This window comes from Pseudonocardia sp. Ae717_Ps2, from assembly GCF_001932475.1.
Taxonomy (GTDB): Bacteria; Actinomycetota; Actinomycetes; order Mycobacteriales; family Pseudonocardiaceae; genus Pseudonocardia.
Window position 1 is genome coordinate 2,849,321 of the sequence record NZ_MCIS01000001.1, and the last position, 19,728, is coordinate 2,869,048.

The following is a 19,728-nucleotide window of genomic DNA, read 5'->3' on the forward strand; positions in this document are numbered from 1 at the left end:
GGAGACCCGATGACCCGGACGACCACCCGGATCGGCAGCGGTGCCGGCTTCGCCGGCGACCGGATCGAGCCTGCCGTCGACCTGGTCCGCCGCGGCGGGCTGGACGACCTCGTCCTGGAGTGCCTGGCCGAGCGCACCATCGCGCTCGGCCACCTCCGGCGTCTCGCCGACCCGGCGACCGGGTACGACCCACGGCTCGGACAGCGGCTGACGGCGCTGTTGCCGGACCTGCTGGTGGGTGGGGTCCGGCTGCTCACCAACATGGGCGCGGCGAACCCTCCCGCGGCCGGTCGCATCGTCCGCGAGCACCTCGACGGTCTCGGGTCGGTGGCCCCGGTGGCCGTCGTGACCGGCGACGACGTGCTCGACGTGGTCGACCCGGCGGCACCCGCGGCCGAGGACGGTGTCCCGCTGGGCGAGCACGGGGAGCTGGTGTCGGCCAACGCCTATCTCGGCGCCGACGCGATCGCGCCCGCGCTGGACACCGGGGCCGCGGTGGTCGTCACCGGGCGGGTGGCGGACCCGTCGCTGTTCCTCGCGCCGCTGGCGCACCGGCTCGGCTGGGACCTCGACCGCCCGGACCGGGCCGCCGCGGGCACCCTGGTGGGCCACCTGCTGGAGTGCGCCGGTCAGCTGACCGGCGGGTACGCCGCCGACCCCGGGCACCTCGACGTCCCCCGGCTGGCCGAGCTCGGGTTCCCGTTCGCCGACGTCGCCGCGGACGGGAGTGCCCGCTACGGCAAGCTCGACGGCACCGGCGGCCGCCTCGACCGGCACACGGTGCGCGAGCAGCTGCTCTACGAGGTGACCGACCCGACCGGGTACCGCACCCCCGACGTCGTCCTGGACCTGCGTGGCGTCTCCGTGGACCACGACGGCCCGGACCGGGTCCGCGTCTCCGGCGCCACCGGCCGCGCCCGCCCGGACGAGCTGAAGGTCAGCGTCGGCTACCGGGCCGGGCACCGCGTCGAGGCCGGGATCTCCTACGTGGGCCCGAACGCCGCCGCCCGGGCCCGGCTGGCCGCCGACGTGGTCGCCGAGCGGGTCCGCGGGCTCGCCGTCGCTCCCCGGATCGAGGTCCGCGGCGGCGACACCGACGCCCGGCTGCGGGTCGCGGCGCTGCACCGCGACCCGGGCCTGCTCGACGTCCTCGCCCACGAGGTCGAGGCGCTCTACACCAACGGCCCGGCGGGCGGGGGCGGCGTGCGCACCCGGCTCGACGAGGTCGTCGGAGTGCTGTCCACCCTCGTCCCCCGTGCGGCCGTCGTCCCGCGGGTCACCGTCCTGGGGGCCGGCCGTGCTGCTGCATGAGATCGCGCACTGTCGCGCGGGCGACAAGGGGACGGTGGCGACGCTGACGGTGGTCCCGCACGACGACGCGACCTACCCGCTGCTCGTCGCCGTGCTCACCCCGCAGCTGGTCCGGACGGGCCTGAGCCGCTGGGTCGGCGGCGAGGTCACCCGCTACGAGCTGCCCCGGGTGAGCTGTCTGCAGTTCGTCTGCACCGGGATCCACGGCGGCGGGGTCACCGTGTCGACCCAGCTCGACACGCACGGCAAGTCGCTCTCGTCGCGGCTGCTCGCACTGGAGCTCCCCCTGCCGCCCGGCTCACGGTGACCTGCTCGCCCGGGTCGGTCAGGCCCAGGCGAACAGGTCCAGCGACGACCCGTCGGGGTCGGCGACGGTCGCGTAACGCTGGCCCCACGGGGCGTCGAACGGGTCCAGCACCGAGGTGTGCCCGGCCGCCGTGACCCGGCCCCAGGCCTCGTCGACGGCCGCGGCGCTGGGCACCCGGAACGCCAGCGTGACCCGGCCGTTGCCGACCGGCGCGGCGCCCGGGTGGAAGCCTTCCACCGCCGACTGCAGGTCCAGGGCCAGCCGCAGGCCGCCGCGCAGGGTGGTCTCCACGTGCGTCTCGGTGTCGGAGCCCTCGGGGAACTCCAGCCCCAGCAAGCGGTAGAAGGCGAGCGAACGGGTCATGTCGGTGACCACGATGCCGATCATGTCGAGCTCGGCGCCGATCGAGGTGTCCATGCCCACGACGCTAGGCCGCGGGCGGCCCGGCGTCGTGAACGGATCGGACAGGGGTCAGCGCTTGCCGCGGAAGCGCCGCAGCATGTCCTGCGCCTTCTGCCGGTTGCGCGGATCACTCGCCATCCGCTTGGCCTGGTCGGTGTAGCGACGTCCCTGCGGGCTCTTCAGGAATGCGGTGATCCGCCCGATGATGCCGGCCATGTGTGGTCCTCCGTGGTGCGGGCCGCGACACGGACGTGCACGGCTCCCTGCACAGGATGCCCGTTTCGTCCGGCCCTCACTCCTCCGGGGCACCGCCGCCGGACGCACGACGGGCCCCGCCGCGGGATGCGGCGGGGCCCGTGCGAGCAGAGCGTGCCTACAGGTACTGGCCGGTGTTCGACGCGGTGTCGATCGCGCGGCCGGTGGCGTCGTTCTTGCCGGTGACCAGGGTGCGGATGTAGACGATCCGCTCCCCCTTCTTGCCCGAGATCCGCGCCCAGTCGTCGGGGTTGGTCGTGTTCGGGAGGTCCTCGTTCTCGGCGAACTCGTCGACGATCGCGTCCAGCAGGTGCTGGACCCGCAGGCCCGGCTGGCCGGACTCGAGCACCGCCTTGATCGCGGACTTCTTCCCGCGGTCGACGATGTTCTGGATCATCGCGCCGGAGTTGAAGTCCTTGAAGTAGAGCGTCTCCTTGTCACCGTTGGCGTAGGTGACCTCCAGGAACCGGTTCTCCTCGGACTCGTCGTACATCCGCTCGACGATCCGCTGGATCATCGCGGAGGTGCAGGCGCTCCGGTCCCCGCCGAACTCGGCCAGGTCGTCCTCGTGGATCGGCAGGGTGTCGGTGATGTACTTCGAGAAGATGTCGATCGCGCCCTCGGCGTCCGGACGCTCGATCTTGATCTTCACGTCGAGCCGGCCCGGGCGCAGGATGGCCGGGTCGATCATGTCCTCGCGGTTCGAGGCGCCGATGACGATGACGTTCTCCAGGCCCTCGACGCCGTCGATCTCGGCGAGGAGCTGGGGGACGATCGTCGTCTCCACGTCGGAGGACACACCCGACCCACGGGTCCGGAAGATCGAGTCCATCTCGTCGAAGAACACGATCACCGGGGTGCCGGCGCTCGCCTTCTCCCGCGCGCGCTGGAAGATCAAACGGATGTGCCGCTCGGTCTCACCGACGAACTTGTTGAGCAGCTCGGGGCCCTTGATGTTGAGGAAGAACGCGCGGCCCTCGTCCGGGTCGTCGCCCCGCTGCTTGGCGATCTTCTTCGCCAGCGAGTTCGCGACGGCCTTCGCGATGAGCGTCTTCCCGCAGCCGGGCGGCCCGTAGAGCAGCACGCCCTTGGGCGGACGCAGCTCGTACTGGGTGAAGAGCTCGGTGTGCAGGAACGGCAGCTCGACCGCGTCCTGGATCTGCTCGATCTGCCGGGTCAGGCCACCGATGTCGGAGTAGGCGATGTCCGGGACCTCCTCCAGCACGAGGTCCTCGACCTCGGCCTTGGCGACCCGTTCGTAGGCGTAGCCCGCCCGCGAGTCGACCATGACCGAGTCACCGGACTTGAGCGGGCTGGTGCCCTCCTCCTGCCCGAGCTCGAACAGCGGCGCCGCCAGCCAGACGACGCGCTCCTCGTCGGAGTGGCCGACGACCAGACCGCGACCGGCCGACCCGTCCTCCCCCGGACGGGAGATGATCTCCCGCAGCGAGTAGAGGTCACCGACCTGCTCGAAGCCCATGGCCTCGACCACGGTGAGTGCTTCGTTGAGCCGGACGGACTGGCCGCTGCGCAGCGTCTCGCCCTCGACCGCCGGGGACACGGGAACCCGCATCCGGCGGCCGGAGGTGAAGACGTCGACCGTGTCGTCGTCGTACCGGCCGAGGAAGACCCCGTAGCCGGACGGCGGCTGCGCGAGCCGGTCGACCTCCTCGCGGAGCGCGACCAGCTGGCCGCGGGCCTCCTTGAGGGTCTCGGTCAGCTTCTCGTTCCGAGCGTTGAGCGCGGACAGCCGGCTCGTGGTCTCGGCGAGACGTTGTTCCAGCACTCGGGCGTGCCGGGGCGTCTCGGTCAGCCGTTGACGCAGTGTGGAGATCTCGTGCTCGAGGTGACGGATGTGCTCGGCGGCCTCAGCGGGGCTGAGGTCGCGGTCAGACTGGAAACCCTGGTTGCCGGGACCGTCGTCGTAGGGGTGGTTCACGGCAGCCTCCCTCCGTGTTCCGTCTCACCACGGTACCCGTGACGGGTGACCGCGACGGTGCGTCGAACCGGTGATCCGGGCCTCAGCCGGTCGGCACCATGTGGTCACTCTGCGGCTTCGCGGGCGTCACCGCCACGTCCACACGGAGGGTAGTTCGTAACGTTCTCGTTCCGCGTTCGGGCGCGTCGCGGTCACCATCCGACCGAAACCGGACACAACGCCCAGGTCAGCGGCCGGTCGGCCGCCGCTGCTGCCGGGGCGGTGTGACGCCGTCGGCGAGCCGCCGGGTGGTCAGCAGGAAGGCCGTGTGGGCGATCATCCGGTGCTCCGGACGGACGGCGAGACCGACCACGTGCCAGGGGCGGACCATCGCCTCCCACGACTCGGGCTCGGTCCAGCACTGCATCTCGCGCAGCGCCTCGGTGAGCACGGACAGCTGGGTGGTGGTCGCGACGTAGCCGACGAGGATCCCGCCCGGGACCAGGCAGTCGCGGACGGTGTCGAGCACGTCCCACGGGGAAAGCATGTCCAGCACGACCCGGTCGACCTCGCCGCGGTGGTCCCGGACGTCGCCGACGGTCAGCTCCCAGTGCGGGGGCCGCTGCCCGAAGAAGGTCTCGACGTTGGTGACCGCGTGCGGGGCGTGGTCCTCGCGGACCTCGTAGGAGATCACCTTCCCGGTCGGCCCGACGGCCTGCAGCAGCGAGCAGGTCAGCGCGCCGGACCCCGCGCCGGCCTCCAGCACCCGGGCGCCAGGGAACACGTCGCCCCACATCAGGATCTGTGCCGAGTCCTTCGGGTAGATCACCTGGGCGCCGCGGGGCATCGACAGCACGTAGTCGGCCAGGCGGGGGCGCAGGGTCAGGTACGGCGTGTTGGCCGCCGAGTGCACGAGCCCGCCCTCGGGCGAGCCGATGATGTCGTCGTGGTCGATCTGGCCGCGGTGGGTGTGGTACGACCCGCCCGCCTGCAGGACGACGGTGTAGTGGCGCCCCTTGGGGTCGGTGAGCTGCACCCGGTCGCCCTCGCGGAACGGCCCGCCGCGGCGCGGGGGGACCCAGGTGGCCGGCTCGTCGGCGGGCTCGTCGGTGGCCGGCCCGGCGGCGGGCTCGGCGTCGACGGGCCGGGGGGCGACGAGCTCCGCGTCGACGGATTCCTCGGTGTGGGACTCGGTGTGAGGGGAGTCGAGGGGCGCGGACTCGGTCGGCGCGTCGGGCGTCGGGGCGTCGTGCACGGACGACGACGCTATCCGCGCGCACCCCCGGCCCCGACGCCGGGGCACAGGGCAGCACCGGGCAGCCCGGAACCGTCGGGGGTCGCGGCTAGCCTGCCGCCATGACCGCAGCCCCCTCCGACGAGTCCGGCCCCTTCCCGGACGAGGCGGGCCCCGAGGTCGTCACCCCGGCCGTCCGCCCGATCGTCGCGGCGCCACCGCGCCCGCCCGCGCTGTCGCCGTCGCGGGCGGCGGACTTCCGCCGCTGCCCGCTGCTCTACCGGTTCCGCGCGGTCGACCGGCTGCCGGAGCCGCCGTCGCGGGCGCAGGTCCGCGGCACCCTGGTGCACGCCGTGCTGGAGCAGCTGTTCGCCCGGGAGCCGGCCGACCGGACCCCACGCGCGGCCCGGGAGCTGCTCGGCCCCTGCTGGGACGACCTCGCCGCGGCCGATCCCGCCGTGACGGCGCTGTTCACCGGCCCGGAGGACCCGCAGCTCGCGCTCTGGCTGGACTCGGCCTCGGCACTGCTGGACCGCTACTTCGCGCTGGAGGACCCGGCCGGCGTCACCGCGACGGCGGTGGAGGCCCGCATCGAGGCGACCCTCGACGGGGCGGACGGCGCGGACGGCGCGGCCCCGGTACCGCTGCGCGGCATCCTGGACCGGCTCGACGACGGCCCCGACGGCCTGCGGGTCGTCGACTACAAGACCGGCGCGACGCCCGGGGAGGGCTACGAGTCCGGCGTGCTGTTCCAGCTCAAGTTCTACGCGCTGGCGGTCCTGCTGACCCACGGCCGCGTCCCCGACGAGCTGCGCCTGCTCTACCTGGCCGACGGCACCGCCCTGACCTACCGGCCCGACGCCGAGGAGCTCACCCGGTTCGGACGCCTGCTCGACGCGGTGTGGACCGCCATCCGGCTCGCCGCCCCCACCGGGGACTTCCGGCCCCGCCCCGGCCCGGCCCGCCGCACCTGCGACCACCAGGCCCGCTGCCCCGCCTGGGGCGGCACTCCCCCGCCGTACCCCGGCTGGCCGGGCGGCGGGGCATGATCGACGGGTGAGCGCACCGCCCCCGATCCCGCCCGGCCCGTTCTACCTGCCCCGCGGCGAGCACTCCGCCGACGGCGTCACCCACGCCGCGTTCGAGGCGACCCCGTCGACCACCGGCCCCTGGTTCGCCGACGCCCAGCACATGGGACCGCCCTCGGGGCTGCTCGTCCGTGCGCTCGAACGGCTGCCCGCGTCCCGGCCCGGCGGCGCCGGGGACGACTGGCGGATCGCCCGCGTCACCGTCGAGGTGCTCGGGGCGGTGCCCGCCGGGCCTGTCACGGTGACCGCGGGCGTCGAGCGGCCCGGGCGGACGATCGAGCTGCTGTCGGCGACGATGCGCGCCGGCGACCGCGACGTGCTCCGGGCGCGGGCCTGGCGGCTCGCCGCCTCCGACACCGCCGCCGTCGCGGTCGGGCAGACAGCGCCGCTGCCCGGCCGGGACACCGCCGTCGTGCGGACCGAGCGGCCGGACGGCTGGCTGCCCGGGTTCCTCGACGCGGTCGAGTGGGCCTGGCTCGACGGCGGCCGCCTCGGCACCGAGGGCCCGGGACGGGGCTGGATCCGGATGCGGGTCCCGCTCGTCGAGGGCGAGGAGCCGAGCCCGGCACAGCGGCTGATGGTCGCCGCGGACTGCGCGAACGGGCTCGCCGCACCGCTGGACGCGGCCCGCTGGCTGTTCGTCAACACCGACCTGACGGTGCACCTGCACCGGGCCCCGACCGGCGAGTGGATCGGCGTGGACGCCGCGACCGTCGTCGGGCCGGACGGGCTGGGCACCTGCTCGGCCACCCTGTTCGACGACGACGGGCACACCGGTCGGAGCGCCCAGGCGCTGACCGTCCGGGCCCGCTAGCGGCCCGCCGGAGATCCCGGCAACACGACGGCGGCCCGCCCACCGGAGTCACCGGGGGCGGGCCGCCGCGGGGGGAACGGACGTCGGACGGGGACGTGCTCAGTGGCCGTGGCCGTTGACCGTCATCGCGCGGCAGGACCGGATCTCCGAGGTGAGGATCGCGGTGGCGCCGATGTCGGCGAGCTTGTCCATCACGCGGTTGGTGTCCTTGGTGCGCACCATCGTGCGGACCGCGACCCAGCCCTTCTTCGACAGCGGCGAGACCGTCGGCGCCTGCAGGCCCGGCGCGACCTTCTCCACCGCCTCGAGCAGCCCTTCCGGGCAGTCGAAGTCCATCATCAGGTACTCGCGGGCCACGACGACGCCCTGCAGCCGGTCGGCGAAGACCTTCTTCAGACGGGTGGTCTCGGCGTCCTCGGCGCGGTCGTGCCGCTTCTCCCGCTCGATGAGCGTGGCCTGCGAGGTGGCGATGGCCTCGCCGATGATCTGCAGACCGTGCTGGCGCAGCGTGCGGCCGGAGGACACGACGTCGGCGATCGCGTCGGCCAGACCGAGCTGGATGGAGATCTCCACCGCGCCGTCGAGCTTCACTATCTCGGCGCCGATCCGCTTGCCCGACAGGTAGGAGCGGACCAGGCGGGGGTAGGACGTCGCGATCTTGCGGCCGTCGAGGTCCTCGATCTTCCAGTCGGCGTCGGCCGGGGCGGCGAAGTGGAACCGCGACCTGCCGAAGCCGAGCGGGATGATCTCCTGGGTCTGGCTGCCCGACTCCTCCATGAGGTCGAAGCCGGTGACGCCCAGGTGCAGGTCACCCTTGCCGACGTAGGTCGCGATGTCCTTGGGCCGCAGGTAGAAGAACTCGATCTCGTTCTCCTCGTCGACCACGCTGAGGTCGCGCGAGTCGGTCCGCTGGCGGTACCCGGCCTCGCGCATCATCGTCGCGGCGGGCTCGGCCAGGGTGCCCTTGTTCGGCAGTGCCACGCGGAACATTTCCGCTCTCCTGACGGTCGTCATCGGTGGTGGTGGTGTCGGTGGGCCGGGTCGGCCTACAGATGCTTGTACACGTCCTCGATGGTGAGCCCCCGCTGAAGCATGATCACCTGCAGCCGGTACAGCAGCTGCGAGATCTCCTCCGCCAGCTCGTCGTCACCCCGGTACTCGGCGGCGATCCAGACCTCACCGGCCTCCTCGAGCACCTTCTTGCCCTGGGCGTGCACCCCGGCGTCGAGCGCGGCGACGGTCCCCGAGCCGGCCGGCCGGTCCCGGGCCTTGGCCGCCAGCTCGGCGAACAAGTCGTCGAAAGTCTTCACGGGTACCAGTGTGAACGGTGACCTGTGCCGCATGCCGGGCGCATCCGGGGCGGTAAGCCGTGTGGGCAACGGACCGCGCCGGGTGGTTCACCCGGAGTGAGCAACCCCCGGGTGCGGTGCCGTTCATCGCCGCGAACGGCCCGCTCACGCCGGTGCCTGCGCCGTTCAGCGGGCCCGGACCTCCGCGAGGACCGCCCCGAGCTCGGCCGGGCCGACCCCGGCGAGGGTCTCGCGCAGCACCCGGCGCGGTCCGGCCGGCACGTCGAGCTCGCAGGGCACCACCAGCACCGCGCAGCCGGCCCGCTCCGCCGAGAGCACACCCGTCGGCGAGTCCTCCACCGCGACGCAGTCGCCGGGGTCGACCCCGATCAGCTCGGCGCCGCGCCGGTAGGGCTCGGGCTGCGGCTTGGGCTCGCGCACCTCGTCGCCGGGCACGACGGCGACGAAGTGCTCCCGGCCCAGCGTCTCCAGCGCCCGCTCCGCCAGCACCCGGATGGTGTTGGTGACGAGCACGGCCGGGATGTCCGCCTCGCGCAGCGCGGTGAGCAGCTCCCGGGCGCCCGGCCGCCACGGCACACCGTGGGTGAACAGCTCCCCGGCGCGGTCGTAGAGCCACTCGCCGGTCTCGCGGTACTCGTCGGCGGGCACGGTGTCCGGGTCGCGTCCGGCCTCCCGGAAGCAGATCCGCAGCGACGAGTCCAGCGAACCGCCGACGGACTCCAGCCGGGCCCCGAGGCTCAGCTCGGGGGCGCCGAGGTGCTTCATGAGGTCGTTGAGCGCGACCTCCCACACCTTCTCCGAGTCGATCAGGGTGCCGTCCATGTCCAGCAGCACGCCCGCGGGCCGGATCGTCGTCGGCTCAGGCATCGGGGGTGTAGCCCAGGTTCGGGCGCAGCCACTTCTCGACGACGGCGACGTCCACGCCGAGCCGGCCGGCGTAGTCGGCGACCTGGTCGGGCCCGATCCGGCCGACGGTGAAGTACCGCGACTCCGGGTGGGCGAACATCATGCCGCTGACCGCGGCCGCCGGGGTCATGGCGAAGGACTCGGTGAGCCCCACGCCGGTCTCCTCCGCGCCCAGCAGGTCGAACAGCGGCCGCTTGAGCGTGTGGTCCGGGCAGGCCGGGTAGCCGAACGCGGGCCGGATGCCCCGGAACCGCTCGGCGTGCAGGTCCTCGACGGCCTGGTTCGCGTCGGGCTCGAACCACTCGCGACGGGCCTGCCGGTGGGCGTACTCGGCGAAGGCCTCCGCGAGCCGGTCGGCCAGCGCCTTCACCATGATGGCCTTGTAGTCGTCGAGCGCGGCCTCGAACTCGGCCGCCATGTCCTCGGCGCCGTGGATGGACACCGCGAACGCGCCGAGGTGGTCCCCCTCGGGCGCCACGTAGTCCACGAGGCTCCGGTTGGCCCGCCCCTGTGGCTTGACGGTCTGCTGGCGCAGCATCGGCAGCCGCACGTCGCCGCCGTCGGGCGAGATCACGATGTCCTCGCCCTCGGCGTGGGCCGGCCAGAAGCCGTAGACGCCGCGGGCGGTGAACCGGTCCTCGGCGATGATCTGGTCGAGCATCGCGTTGGCGTCGTCGTAGAGCTCCTTCGCGACCGGGGAGTTCAGGATCTGCGGGAACTTGCCCTTCAGCTCCCAGGCCAGGAACAGGAACTGCCAGTCGATCAGCTCACGGAGCTCGGCGATCGTCGGCTCGCAGGGCCGGACCCCGGTGAACTCCGGGACGGGCAGCTCGCCGAAGTCGACGACCTCGCGGTTGGCGACGGCGTCGGCGAAGGGCAGCAGGGGCTTGGCCTGCCGTCCCTCGTGCTGCTCGCGCAGCCGCTGCTGGTCGTCGTCGTTGCGCGCGGACAGGGCCTCGGCGCGGTCGTCGTCGAGCAGGTCGGACACGACCCCGACGACCCGGGAGGCGTCCAGGACGTGCAGCACGGTGCCCTGGTACTGCGGGGCGATCTTCACCGCGGTGTGCTGGCGGGAGGTGGTGGCGCCGCCGATGAGCAGCGGCAGCTTCAGGCCGCGCCGCTCCATCTCGGTGGCAACGTTGACCATCTCGTCGAGCGAGGGGGTGATCAGGCCGGACAGCCCGACGACGTCGGCACCCTCGGCGACGGCGGTGTCGAGGATGGTCTGGGCGGGCACCATCACACCGAGGTCGATGACCTCGTAGCTGTTGCAGCCCAGCACGACGCCGACGATGTTCTTGCCGATGTCGTGCACGTCGCCCTTGACCGTGGCCATGACGACCTTGCCGTTGCCACGGGTGTCGATCTCACCGCGGGCCTTGGCCTCCTCCTTCTCCTTCTCCATGAAGGGCTCGAGGTAGGCGACGGCGCGCTTCATCACGCGGGCGGACTTCACGACCTGAGGCAGGAACATCTTGCCGTCGCCGAACAGGTCGCCGACGACCTTCATGCCGTCCATCAGCGGGCCCTCGATGACGTCGAGCGGCCGGGCGGCCTGCGCCCTGGCCTCCTCGGTGTCGGCCTCGACGAAGTCGACGATGCCGTGCACGAGGGCGTGCTCCAGGCGGGCGCGGACGTCGTTCTCCCGCCAGGTCAGATCGACCTTGCGCTGGGTGCCCTCGCCCTTGAACCGGTCGGCGTTCTCCACGAGCCGGTCGGTGGCGTCGGGCCGACGGTTGAACAGGACGTCCTCGACCATCTCGAGCAGGTCGGCGGGGATGTCCTGGTAGACCGCGAGCTGGCCGGCGTTGACGATGCCCATGTCCAGGCCGGCCTTGATGGCGTGGAACAGGAAGGCCGAGTCCATGGCCTCGCGGACGACGTTGTTGCCGCGGAAGGCGAAGGACAGGTTCGAGACACCACCGGAGATGTGGGCGCCGGGGCAGCGCTCCTTGATCCGGGGGCAGGCCTCGATGAAGGCCTTCGCGTAGTCGTTGTGCTCCTCCATGCCGGTGGCGACGGCAAGGATGTTCGGGTCGAAGATGATGTCGTGCGGGTCGAGCCCGGCCTTCTCGACGAGCAGGTCGTAGGCGCGTCCGCAGATCTCGACCTTGCGGTCGGCGGTGTCGGCCTGGCCGTCCTCGTCGAAGGCCATGACGACGACGCCCGCGCCGTAGGCCTTGACCTTGCGGGCCTGCTCCAGGAAGGGCTCCTCGCCCTCCTTGAGGCTGATCGAGTTGACGACGCCCTTGCCCTGCACGCACTGCAGGCCGGCCTCGATCACCGACCACCGCGAGCTGTCGATCATGATCGGCAGCCGGGCGACCTCGGGCTCGGTGGCCAGCAGGTTGAGGAAGGTGCGCATCTCGTCGGCGGACTCGAGCAGGTCGGCGTCCATGTTGACGTCGAGCATGTTCGCGCCGCCGCGGACCATGTCCAGCGCGACGTCCAGCGCGCCGTTGTAGTCCTTCGACTCGATGAGCCTGCGGAACCGCTTGGACCCGGTGACGTTGGTGCGCTCACCGATCATCACGAAGCCGGTGTCGGGGCCGATCTCGAAGCGCTCCAGACCGGAGAAGCGGGTGCGCTGCGGCGGCTCGGCCGGGACCCGCGGCGGCAGCCCCTTGACCCGGTCGGCGATGTGCCGGATGTGCTCCGGGCCGGTGCCGCAGCAGCCGCCGACGATGTTGACCAGCCCGGACTCGGCGAACTCCTTGAGGTAGTCCGCGGTCTGCTCGGGGGTCTCGTCGTAGCCGCCGAAGGCGTTCGGCAGGCCCGCGTTGGGGTAGGTGGCGACGAACGCGTCGCTGATCTCGGCGAGCGCGACGGCGTGCGGGCGCATCTCGTCGGCGCCCAGCGCGCAGTTCAGCCCGACGACGAGCGGCGCGGCGTGGCGCACCGAGGTCCAGAACGCGTCGACGGTCTGCCCGGACAGCGTGCGCCCGGAGCGGTCGACGATGGTCACCGAGATCCACACCGGCAGGTGCGGGGCGACGTCGTGCGCGGCCTGCAGCGCGGCCTTCGAGTTCAGCGTGTCGAAGATGGTCTCGATCAGCAGGATGTCGACGCCGCCGGAGTCGAGCGCGGCGATCTGCTGGGCGTAGGAGTCGTAGACCTGCTCGTAGGACACCGCGCGGTAGGCGGGGTCCTCGACCTTCGGCGACAGCGACAGCGTGACGTTCAGCGGACCGATCGAGCCGGCCACCCACTTCGGCTCGCCGGTGGCCTTCTCGGCCTCGTCGGCGGCCTCGCGGGCCAGTCGCGCCGCGGCCACGTTCATCTGGTCGACCTTCGACTCCAGGCCGTAGTCCGCCTGGCCGATCGTGGTCGCGGTGAAGGTGTTGGTCGTCGTCAGGTCGGCGCCCGCGTCGAAGTAGTTGCGGTGCGCCTGGAGGATCAGGTCCGGACGGGTGAGGTTGAGCAGGTCCGGGTCGCCGTTGGTGTCCTTGGGGTGGCCCTTCAGCCAGTCCGCGGAGTAGTCCTCCGGGGTCAGGCCGAGGCCCTGGATGACGGTGCCCCAGGCGCCGTCGATCACCGCGATGCGACGGCCGAGGAGCTCCGTCAGCTGCTCGGTACGCTGCGCAGCCCGCCGGACCCGTTCGGGGTCGACCGGGCGGAGGGTGCTGTCGTGCGCCGAGGTGCCCACCGAGTGATCCGCTCCCGTCGTAGATGACACGATCCCCCAGGGTACCTGCTGGAGGGGTAGCGACCAGGCCCCGCGCCCGCGGGGTCGTAGGCTGGGGAGATGACCGACCGAGAGCCGAGCATCACGGGTGGCGACAGCACTCCGCACCTGGTCGATCCGGTCCTCATCGCCGCGTTCGAGGGATGGAACGACGCCGGTGAGGCCGCGAGCACCGCGCTGGAGCACCTCGAGCTCAGCTGGGACGCGAAGCCTCTGACCTCGATCGATCCAGAGGAGTACTACGACTTCCAGGTCACGCGTCCGCACGTCAAGCTCGCCGACGGTGTCACCCGACGGATCGAGTGGCAGACCACCCGGCTGTCCTGGGCGACGCTGCCGGGCACCGACCGCCATGTCGTCCTGGTCAACGGGATCGAGCCGAACCTGCGCTGGAAGACGTTCTGCGCCGAGCTCGTGGGTCACGCGGAGCGTCTCGGCGTGACGAAGGTCATCACCTTGGGGGCCCTGCTCACCGAGGTCCCGCACACCCGGCCGACGCCGGTGAACGGCACATCCTGGGACGCGGAGTCGCAGAAGGCGATGGGCACCGAGCCGTCGAACTACGAGGGCCCGACCGGGATCGTCGCGGTCTTCCAGCAGGCCTGCGTGCAGGCCGGCATCCCGGCCGTCTCCTACTGGGCCGAGGTGCCGCACTACGTCTCGCAGGCCCAGGTCCCCAAGGCCGCGGTCGCGCTGCTGCACCGGATCGAGGAGTCCCTCGACGTCGAGGTGCCGCTCGGGGTGCTGCCGGAGAAGGCCGAGGAGTGGGAGCGGACCGTCTCGGAGATGGCCGACGCCGACGACGAGGTCCGCGAGTACGTCCGCCAGCTGGAGGAGCAGGCCTCGGAGTCCGACGACGAGGAGGCCCGCACCGAGCTGCGCGAGACCTCCGGGGACTCGATCGCGGCGGACTTCGAGCGCTACCTGCGCCGCCGCGGCCCCAACTCCTGACCCGCCCGGTGGTCACCGCCCTGCGCCGGGGGGCGCTGTTCGCCGGGGCGTTCCTCGGCCCGTTCGGCGGCGGGATGACCGCGGCGATGCTGCCCGAGCTGGGTACCGAGTTCGGCGTCCCGACGGCGACCGCGTCGGTCTCGATCACCGCGTACCTGCTGCCGTTCGCCGGGGTCATGCTCGTCTCGGGCACCCTCGGCGACCGGTGGGGGCGGGGGCGCACCGTCGTCGCCGGGTACGCGCTCTACGTCGTCGCCTCGCTGGTCTGCGTGCTGGCGGTGTCCTGGCCGCTGTTCCTGGCGGGGCGGGCACTGCAGGGCGTCGCGAACGCCTTCACCACTCCCCTGCTGCTGGCGGCGCTGGCCGCCGCGGTGGAGCCGGACCGCCTCGGCCGGGTGCTGGGCTGGTTCGGGTCGCTGCAGGCGGCCGGACAGACCTCGGCGCCGCTGGTCGGCGGGCTGGCCGCGGAGGTGGACTGGCGGTGGGCGTTCTGGGGCGCCGCGGGAGTGGCCCTGGTGCTGGCGGTGATCGGCATCCCCGGCGGCGGGGCGCCGTCCGACGGCGACCCCCGGCCACGGCTGCGGGCGGCCTGGACCGGCCCGGTGCTGCGGCTCGGGCTGGTCGCCGGGATCGGCTGGGGCTGCCTGGCCGGGCTGAACTTCCTGCTCGCGCTGCGGCTGGAGGAGGTCTTCGGGCTCGGCTCGGGGCCGCGCGGGCTGGTGCTGACCGCGCTGGGGGTCGCCGGGATCCTGACCGCGCGGGTGATCGGCGGGGCGGTGGACCGGTTCGGGGCGCGGCGCTGCGTACTGGCCGGGTCGGTCGTCGGCGGCGTGCTCGTCGCGGCGATCGGGCTGGTCCCGTGGCTCGGGGTGGTCGTCGCGCTGTGGGCGGTCGGCGGGGTGTGCAGCCAGCTCGTCCTGGTCGGGGTGAACGCGCTGGTCCTCGGTCCGGCCGGGGGCGGCGGGGGCGGGGCGGTGTCGGTGGTGCAGGCGGTCCGTTTCGCCGGGACGGCGGCGTCGCCGGTGGCGCTGACGCCGGTGTACCACGCGGACCCGCTGGTGGCGTTCCTCGCGCCGGCGGCGCTGCTCGCGGCGGGCGCGCCGGCCGTCCTCGCGGTCGACCGGGCGCGCCGCGTCTGAGGCCCGCCCGACGGCGTGCGCCCGCAGGTCGTCGAGGTAGACCCGTTCCGGGGTGCGGGCGTGGGTGGCCTCCGGCACCACCGGCGGCGCCGCACCTGCGCTCAGTGCGGCGCGGGCCGCGCGGTCCTCATCTGCTCTACAGCCGATCTACAGCTGCACCCCGAGAAGCGCGTCCAGCGCGGTGCGCACCTGCTGCGGGGCCGCGGTGTCGGTGCCGCGGCGGGTCAGCGCCTCCTCGGCCCAGGCGTCGACGGCGGCGAGCGCACCAGGGGTGTCGAGGTCGTCGGCGAGATGGGTTCGCACCTTGGCGACCAGCTCGGTCGCGTCCGGCCCGGCGTCGAGCCCCACGGCCTCGCGCCAGCGGGCCACCCGCCGGTCGCCGGTCGCGTGTACCTCGTCGGTCCAGGCCCGGTCGGTGCGGTAGTGCCCGTCGAGCAGGGCGACCCGGATGACGTTCGGGTCGACGCGGGCGTTGCGCAGCTTCGAGACGAAGACCAGGTTGCCCTTGGACTTCGACATCTTCTCGCCGTCGAGGCCGATCATGCCGGTGTGCACGTAGTGCCGGGCGAACGGGTGCTCACCGGTGAGCGACTCGGCGTGCAGGGCACCGCACTCGTGGTGCGGGAAGATCAGGTCCGAGCCGCCGCCGTTGAGGTCGATCTGCGGGCCGAGCCGGTTCAGCGAGATCGCGGCGCACTCCACGTGCCAGCCGGGACGACCGCGACCGAGACCCGAGTCCCAGGCCGGCTCACCGGGGCGCGCGGTGCGCCACAGCAGCGGGTCGAGCCGGTTGCGCTTGCCCGGCCGGTCCGGATCGCCGCCGCGCTCGGCCGAGAAGGCCAGCATGGTGTCGAGGTCGTAGTTCGACTCGTAGCCGAAGTGCCCGGTGGCGGACACGTCGTGGTAGACGTCGGGGTACTCCGGGTCGTCGATCCGGTAGGCCGCGCCGGAGGCGACGAGCTTCTCGACCAGCTCGGCGATCTCGGGGATCGCCTCGACCGCGCCGACGAACTCCCGCGGCGGCAGCACCCGTAGGGCCTTCATGTCCTCGCGGAACAGTGCGGTCTCGCGCAGGCCCAGCACGATCCAGTCGTCCTGGTCGCGCTCGGCGCGCTCCAGCAGCGGCTCGTCGATGTCGGTGACGTTCTGGACGTAGTGCACGTCGTGTCCGAGGTCGCGCCAGTAGCGGTTGACCAGGTCGAACGTCAGGTAGGTGGCGGCGTGGCCGAGGTGGGTCGCGTCGTAGGGGGTGATCCCGCAGACGTACATCGTCGCGACCGGGCCGGGCGCCGTGGGCCGGACCCGGCCGGTGGCGGTGTCGTGCAGGCGCAGCGGCGGGCCGCTGCCCTCCAGTGCCGGGACGTCGGTCGGGGCCCAGGTCTCCATGCGGTCAAACCTACCTAGCTCTCGGAAGCGGTCACGCATGCGAACGCGCGGTGCCCGTCGCAGATTCCGGCGAGGCCCTGGCGCCGGTCACCACCACCGGTGGTCGAGCTTGGACTCGATGTCGCGGACGTGGCGGCGGGCACAGGCCGGGCAGAGCCGCCCGTCCCGGCCGCGTTCGTCGCGGTCGGTCACCCAGCCCGCGACGGCGGCGACCCCGGCGTCGTCGGGGCCGGGGGCGCCGCAGAGGCGGCAGGCGGACGGCGTCACGCCTGCGATGCTGCCTCGGCGGCCCGCTCGGTGTCGAGGGCCGCGCGACGCCGGCCGACCCGCTCGGCGATCACCGCGCAGGCCATCAGCTGGATCTGGTGGAACAGCATGAGCGGCAGGACGACCAGTGCCCCGGCGGGGCCACCGAACAGCACGCCGGCGATCGGCAGTCCGCTGGCCAGCGACTTCTTCGACCCGCAGAACACGATCGCGATGCGGTCGGCGTCGTCGAACCCGAGCGCGCGGGACCCGTACGCGGTCGCGGCGAGCACCAGGGCGAGCAGCACCAGGCAGATCCCGAGCAGCACGAGCAGCGAGACCGGGGTGAGCCGTCCCCAGATCCCCGCCACGACGCCCTCGCTGAACGCGGCGTAGACGACCAGCAGGATCGATCCGCGGTCGACCAGCGCCAGCCGCGTCCGGTGCCGGGCGACGAACCGGCCGATCAGCGGCCGTGCGGCCTGCCCGGCGAGGAAGGGCACCAGCAGGCGCAGCGCGATGTCGCCGAAGCTCGACGCGTCGAAGCCGCCGCTGGTCGCCAGCAGCAGTGCGGCCAGCACCGGGGTGAGGACCACGCCGAGCACGTTCGACACCGACGCCGCGACGATCGCGGCGGGCACGTTGCCGCGGGCGACGCCGGTGAAGGCGATGGAGGACTGCACGGTCGAGGGCAGGCAGCACAGGAACACGACCCCGGCGGCGAGCGGCGCGGGCAGCAGCCACTCCGGCAGCAGCAGCACCGACAGCCCGAGCAGCGGGAACAGGACGAACGTGGCCGCCAGGACGGTGCCGTGCAGCCGCCAGTTCCGCAGCCCGCCCAGTGCCTCGGCGGCAGAGAGGCGGGCGCCGTAGAGGAAGAACAGCAGCGCGATCGCCGCGGTGACGGCGACGTCGACCACCCCGACCGCCGCGCCGCGCGCGGGGACCAGCGACGCGACACCGACCGTCACGAGGAGCAGCACGAGGAAGGGGTCGGGACGGACACGCATGGTTCCATCCTGCAAGCCGGGTCCCGATCGGGAAACCGGCTGATCACCATGACTGTGTCCGCGAACTACGATGACCGGGTGCTCGACCCCGTACAGCTGCGGTCCTTTGCCGCCGTCGCGCGCGCCCGCAGCTTCACCCGGGCCGCCGCGCGCCTCGGCGTCGGCCAGTCCACCGTGAGCCAGCACGTGCGACGCCTGGAGGCGACGGTCGGACGCGCGCTGCTCGAACGCGACACCCACTCGGTGTCGCTCACCGTCGACGGCGAGGCGATGCTGGAGTTCGCCGCCACCATCCTCGACGCGGGTGACCGGGCGATGGCGCACTTCCGGGCCTCGCGGGTGCACGGCCGGGTGCGGTTCGGGGTGTCGGAGGACCTGGTCCTGACCCGGCTGCCCGCGGTGCTTGCGGACTTCCGCCGTCGCCATCCCGAGGTCGACCTGGAGCTGACCGTGGGCCTCGCCGGCGATCTCGAACGCCGCCTCGCCGCCGGGGAGCTGGACCTCATGTTCGCCAAGCGCCTGCCCGGCCCCGACGACGGCCGGCTGGTCGTGCGCCGCGACCGGTTCGTCTGGGTGGGGGCGCCCGGGCTGCCGCTGGGCCCCGGCGACCCGGTGCCGGTCGTCGCCTATCCCCCGCCGAGCCTCTCGCGCACCGCCGCCGTCGGGGCCCTGGAGGCCGCGGGGCGGCCGTGGCGGATGGCCTGTACCAGCGGCAGCCTGTCCGGGCTGCGGGCCGCCGCGCTCGCCGGGCTGGGGGTGCTCGCGCACGCCGCGACGCTGGTCCCCGACGGGCTGGAGGTCGTGCCTGAACACGCCGGGCTGCCCGATCTGGGTCCGGTCGACGTGGTGCTGGCGCACGGACGACGCCGCAGCGGCCCGGCCGAGGCGCTGGTCCGCAGCATCCGCTCGGCCGACCTCCGTCCGGAGTCCTGGACTCCCCCGATCGGCGGCTAGGGTCCCGGACCGTGTGCCGCCCGCCGATCGTCCTGCTGCTCCTGCTGCTGGTCACCGGGTGCGCCGCACCCGCGCCGGGGTCCCCGACGCTGGAGCGGGTCGCGTCGTCGCAGGTGCTGCGGGTCTGCTCGACCGGTGACTACCGGCCGCTGACCGCGCTGGCCGCGGACGGCACCTGGTCCGGGATCGACGTCGACATGGCCCGCGACCTCGCCGCCGAGCTCGGCGCCCGGGCCGAGCCGGTGCGCACGACCTGGGCGACCCTGCTCGACGACGTCGTCGCCGGGCGCTGCGACATCGCCGTCGGCGGCATCTCGGTCACCCCCGACCGCGCGGCGCGGGCGGTGTTCACCGAGCCCTACCTGCGCGACGGCAAGACGCCCATCGTGCGCTGCCCCGACGTCGCCCGCTACGGCACGGTCGCCGACATCGACCGGCCCGGCGTGCGGGTCGTGGTGAACCCGGGCGGGACCAACGAGCGCTTCGCCCGGGAGACCTTCACCCGCGCGACGATCGTCGACCACCCGGACAACTCCACGATCTTCGACGAGATCGTGGCCGGCCGCGCCGACCTGATGGTCACCGACGCGATCGAGACCCGCTGGCAGGCCGCCCGGCACCCCGGGGTGCTCTGCGCGGTGCACCCCGACGCCCCGTTCACCGACTCGGAGAAGGCCTACCTGATGCCGCCCGGTGATCCGGTGTTCGCCGCCCGCGTCAACGACTGGCTGCGCACCGCCCGCACCGACGGCACCTGGGACCGCCTCGCCCGCCCCTGGCTCGGCTGACCCCACACCCGCTGTCGGACCCCT

At 73.2% G+C, this 19,728-nt stretch carries 19 protein-coding genes; 8 read left to right on the plus strand and 11 right to left on the minus strand.

The genetic code is table 11. The annotated features are described in order from the left end of the window. Positions 1–9 precede the first annotated feature (9 nt). Together Ae717Ps2_RS13255 and Ae717Ps2_RS13260 are read left to right on the plus strand one after the other, a co-directional pair. Complete coding sequence (locus Ae717Ps2_RS13255) at positions 10–1,311, plus strand: acyclic terpene utilization AtuA family protein (RefSeq protein ID WP_075306287.1); 1,302 nt, start codon at positions 10–12, stop codon at positions 1,309–1,311. After that, a complete protein-coding gene (locus Ae717Ps2_RS13260) occupies positions 1,298–1,618 on the plus strand; it encodes a hypothetical protein (RefSeq protein WP_043279251.1) in 321 nt (106 codons plus the stop codon). The genes Ae717Ps2_RS13255 and Ae717Ps2_RS13260 overlap by 14 nt, the downstream gene beginning before the upstream one ends. An 18-nt stretch (positions 1,619–1,636) precedes the next feature. Here Ae717Ps2_RS13260 and Ae717Ps2_RS13265 read toward each other — a convergent pair whose 3' ends face one another. The 4 genes from Ae717Ps2_RS13265 to Ae717Ps2_RS13275 all read right to left on the minus strand — a co-directional run bounded on the left by Ae717Ps2_RS13265 (position 1,637) and on the right by Ae717Ps2_RS13275 (position 5,448). Next, positions 1,637–2,035, minus strand: coding sequence for a VOC family protein (locus tag Ae717Ps2_RS13265; RefSeq protein WP_075306285.1), 399 nt, complete (start codon positions 2,033–2,035; stop codon positions 1,637–1,639). 54 nt (positions 2,036–2,089) lie between these two features. Next, complete coding sequence (locus tag Ae717Ps2_RS38240; protein WP_020624749.1) at positions 2,090–2,236, minus strand: hypothetical protein; 147 nt, start codon at positions 2,234–2,236, stop codon at positions 2,090–2,092. 157 nt (positions 2,237–2,393) lie between these two features. Next, positions 2,394–4,214 carry a proteasome ATPase gene (gene arc / locus Ae717Ps2_RS13270; RefSeq protein ID WP_075306283.1) on the minus strand — a complete coding sequence of 607 codons (1,821 nt, stop codon included), beginning with the start codon at positions 4,212–4,214 and terminating at the stop codon, positions 2,394–2,396. A 226-nt stretch (positions 4,215–4,440) separates the two neighbouring features. Continuing rightward, positions 4,441–5,448 carry a tRNA (adenine-N1)-methyltransferase gene (locus Ae717Ps2_RS13275; RefSeq protein WP_083702358.1) on the minus strand — a complete coding sequence of 336 codons (1,008 nt, stop codon included), beginning with the start codon at positions 5,446–5,448 and terminating at the stop codon, positions 4,441–4,443. A 101-nt stretch (positions 5,449–5,549) separates the two neighbouring features. Between Ae717Ps2_RS13275 and Ae717Ps2_RS13280 the strand changes: the two genes are divergently transcribed. Beyond that, positions 5,550–6,476 carry a PD-(D/E)XK nuclease family protein gene (locus Ae717Ps2_RS13280; RefSeq protein WP_083702359.1) on the plus strand — a complete coding sequence of 309 codons (927 nt, stop codon included), beginning with the start codon at positions 5,550–5,552 and terminating at the stop codon, positions 6,474–6,476. Between the two features lie 7 nt (positions 6,477–6,483). Continuing rightward, on the plus strand, positions 6,484–7,329 hold the full coding sequence (locus tag Ae717Ps2_RS13285) for a thioesterase family protein (RefSeq protein WP_083702360.1): 846 nt from the start codon (positions 6,484–6,486) through the stop codon (positions 7,327–7,329). 99 nt (positions 7,330–7,428) lie between these two features. Here Ae717Ps2_RS13285 and hisG read toward each other — a convergent pair whose 3' ends face one another. The 4 genes from hisG to metH form a co-directional block, all read right to left on the minus strand. Further along, positions 7,429–8,319 carry an ATP phosphoribosyltransferase gene (hisG, locus tag Ae717Ps2_RS13290; protein WP_075333449.1) on the minus strand — a complete coding sequence of 297 codons (891 nt, stop codon included), beginning with the start codon at positions 8,317–8,319 and terminating at the stop codon, positions 7,429–7,431. Between the two features lie 56 nt (positions 8,320–8,375). Further along, positions 8,376–8,639, minus strand: a complete 264-nt coding sequence (locus Ae717Ps2_RS13295; protein ID WP_075333450.1) for a phosphoribosyl-ATP diphosphatase — start codon at positions 8,637–8,639, stop codon at positions 8,376–8,378. Between the two features lie 165 nt (positions 8,640–8,804). Further along, positions 8,805–9,506: an HAD family phosphatase gene (locus Ae717Ps2_RS13300; RefSeq protein WP_075333451.1), complete on the minus strand. Its 702-nt coding sequence runs from the start codon at positions 9,504–9,506 to the stop codon at positions 8,805–8,807. Then, entirely contained in the window at positions 9,499–13,191 is a 3,693-nt protein-coding gene (gene metH / locus Ae717Ps2_RS13305) for a methionine synthase (protein ID WP_075333452.1), read from the minus strand. Before metH ends, Ae717Ps2_RS13300 begins: the two co-directional genes overlap by 8 nt. Positions 13,192–13,290: 99 nt before the next feature. Between metH and Ae717Ps2_RS13310 the strand changes: the two genes are divergently transcribed. Together Ae717Ps2_RS13310 and Ae717Ps2_RS13315 are read left to right on the plus strand one after the other, a co-directional pair. After that, positions 13,291–14,181 carry a PAC2 family protein gene (locus Ae717Ps2_RS13310; protein WP_020625551.1) on the plus strand — a complete coding sequence of 297 codons (891 nt, stop codon included), beginning with the start codon at positions 13,291–13,293 and terminating at the stop codon, positions 14,179–14,181. Positions 14,182–14,189: 8 nt separating this feature from the next. Next, the gene (locus Ae717Ps2_RS13315) at positions 14,190–15,320 is read left to right on the plus strand and encodes an MFS transporter (protein WP_233147544.1); all 1,131 of its coding nucleotides are present in this window, start codon (positions 14,190–14,192) and stop codon (positions 15,318–15,320) included. Positions 15,321–15,467: 147 nt separating this feature from the next. On the opposite strand, the gene mshC is transcribed toward Ae717Ps2_RS13315, so the two are convergent. The 3 genes from mshC to Ae717Ps2_RS13330 all read right to left on the minus strand — a co-directional run bounded on the left by mshC (position 15,468) and on the right by Ae717Ps2_RS13330 (position 17,962). Next, positions 15,468–16,706 carry a cysteine--1-D-myo-inosityl 2-amino-2-deoxy-alpha-D-glucopyranoside ligase gene (mshC, locus tag Ae717Ps2_RS13320; protein ID WP_075306272.1) on the minus strand — a complete coding sequence of 413 codons (1,239 nt, stop codon included), beginning with the start codon at positions 16,704–16,706 and terminating at the stop codon, positions 15,468–15,470. 87 nt (positions 16,707–16,793) lie between these two features. Then, positions 16,794–16,973 (minus strand): hypothetical protein, encoded by a 180-nt coding sequence (locus tag Ae717Ps2_RS13325; protein ID WP_020626491.1) that lies wholly within the window; start codon positions 16,971–16,973, stop codon positions 16,794–16,796. Continuing rightward, a complete protein-coding gene (locus tag Ae717Ps2_RS13330) occupies positions 16,970–17,962 on the minus strand; it encodes a bile acid:sodium symporter family protein (RefSeq protein ID WP_075306268.1) in 993 nt (330 codons plus the stop codon). The genes Ae717Ps2_RS13325 and Ae717Ps2_RS13330 overlap by 4 nt, the downstream gene beginning before the upstream one ends. Positions 17,963–18,040: 78 nt before the next feature. Here Ae717Ps2_RS13330 and Ae717Ps2_RS13335 point away from each other — a divergent pair, with 78 nt between their 5' ends. Beyond that, on the plus strand, positions 18,041–18,916 hold the full coding sequence (locus tag Ae717Ps2_RS13335) for a LysR family transcriptional regulator (RefSeq protein ID WP_075311763.1): 876 nt from the start codon (positions 18,041–18,043) through the stop codon (positions 18,914–18,916). An 11-nt stretch (positions 18,917–18,927) separates the two neighbouring features. After that, positions 18,928–19,704, plus strand: a complete 777-nt coding sequence (locus Ae717Ps2_RS13340) for a transporter substrate-binding domain-containing protein (RefSeq protein WP_075306266.1) — start codon at positions 18,928–18,930, stop codon at positions 19,702–19,704. Positions 19,705–19,728 lie beyond the last annotated feature (24 nt).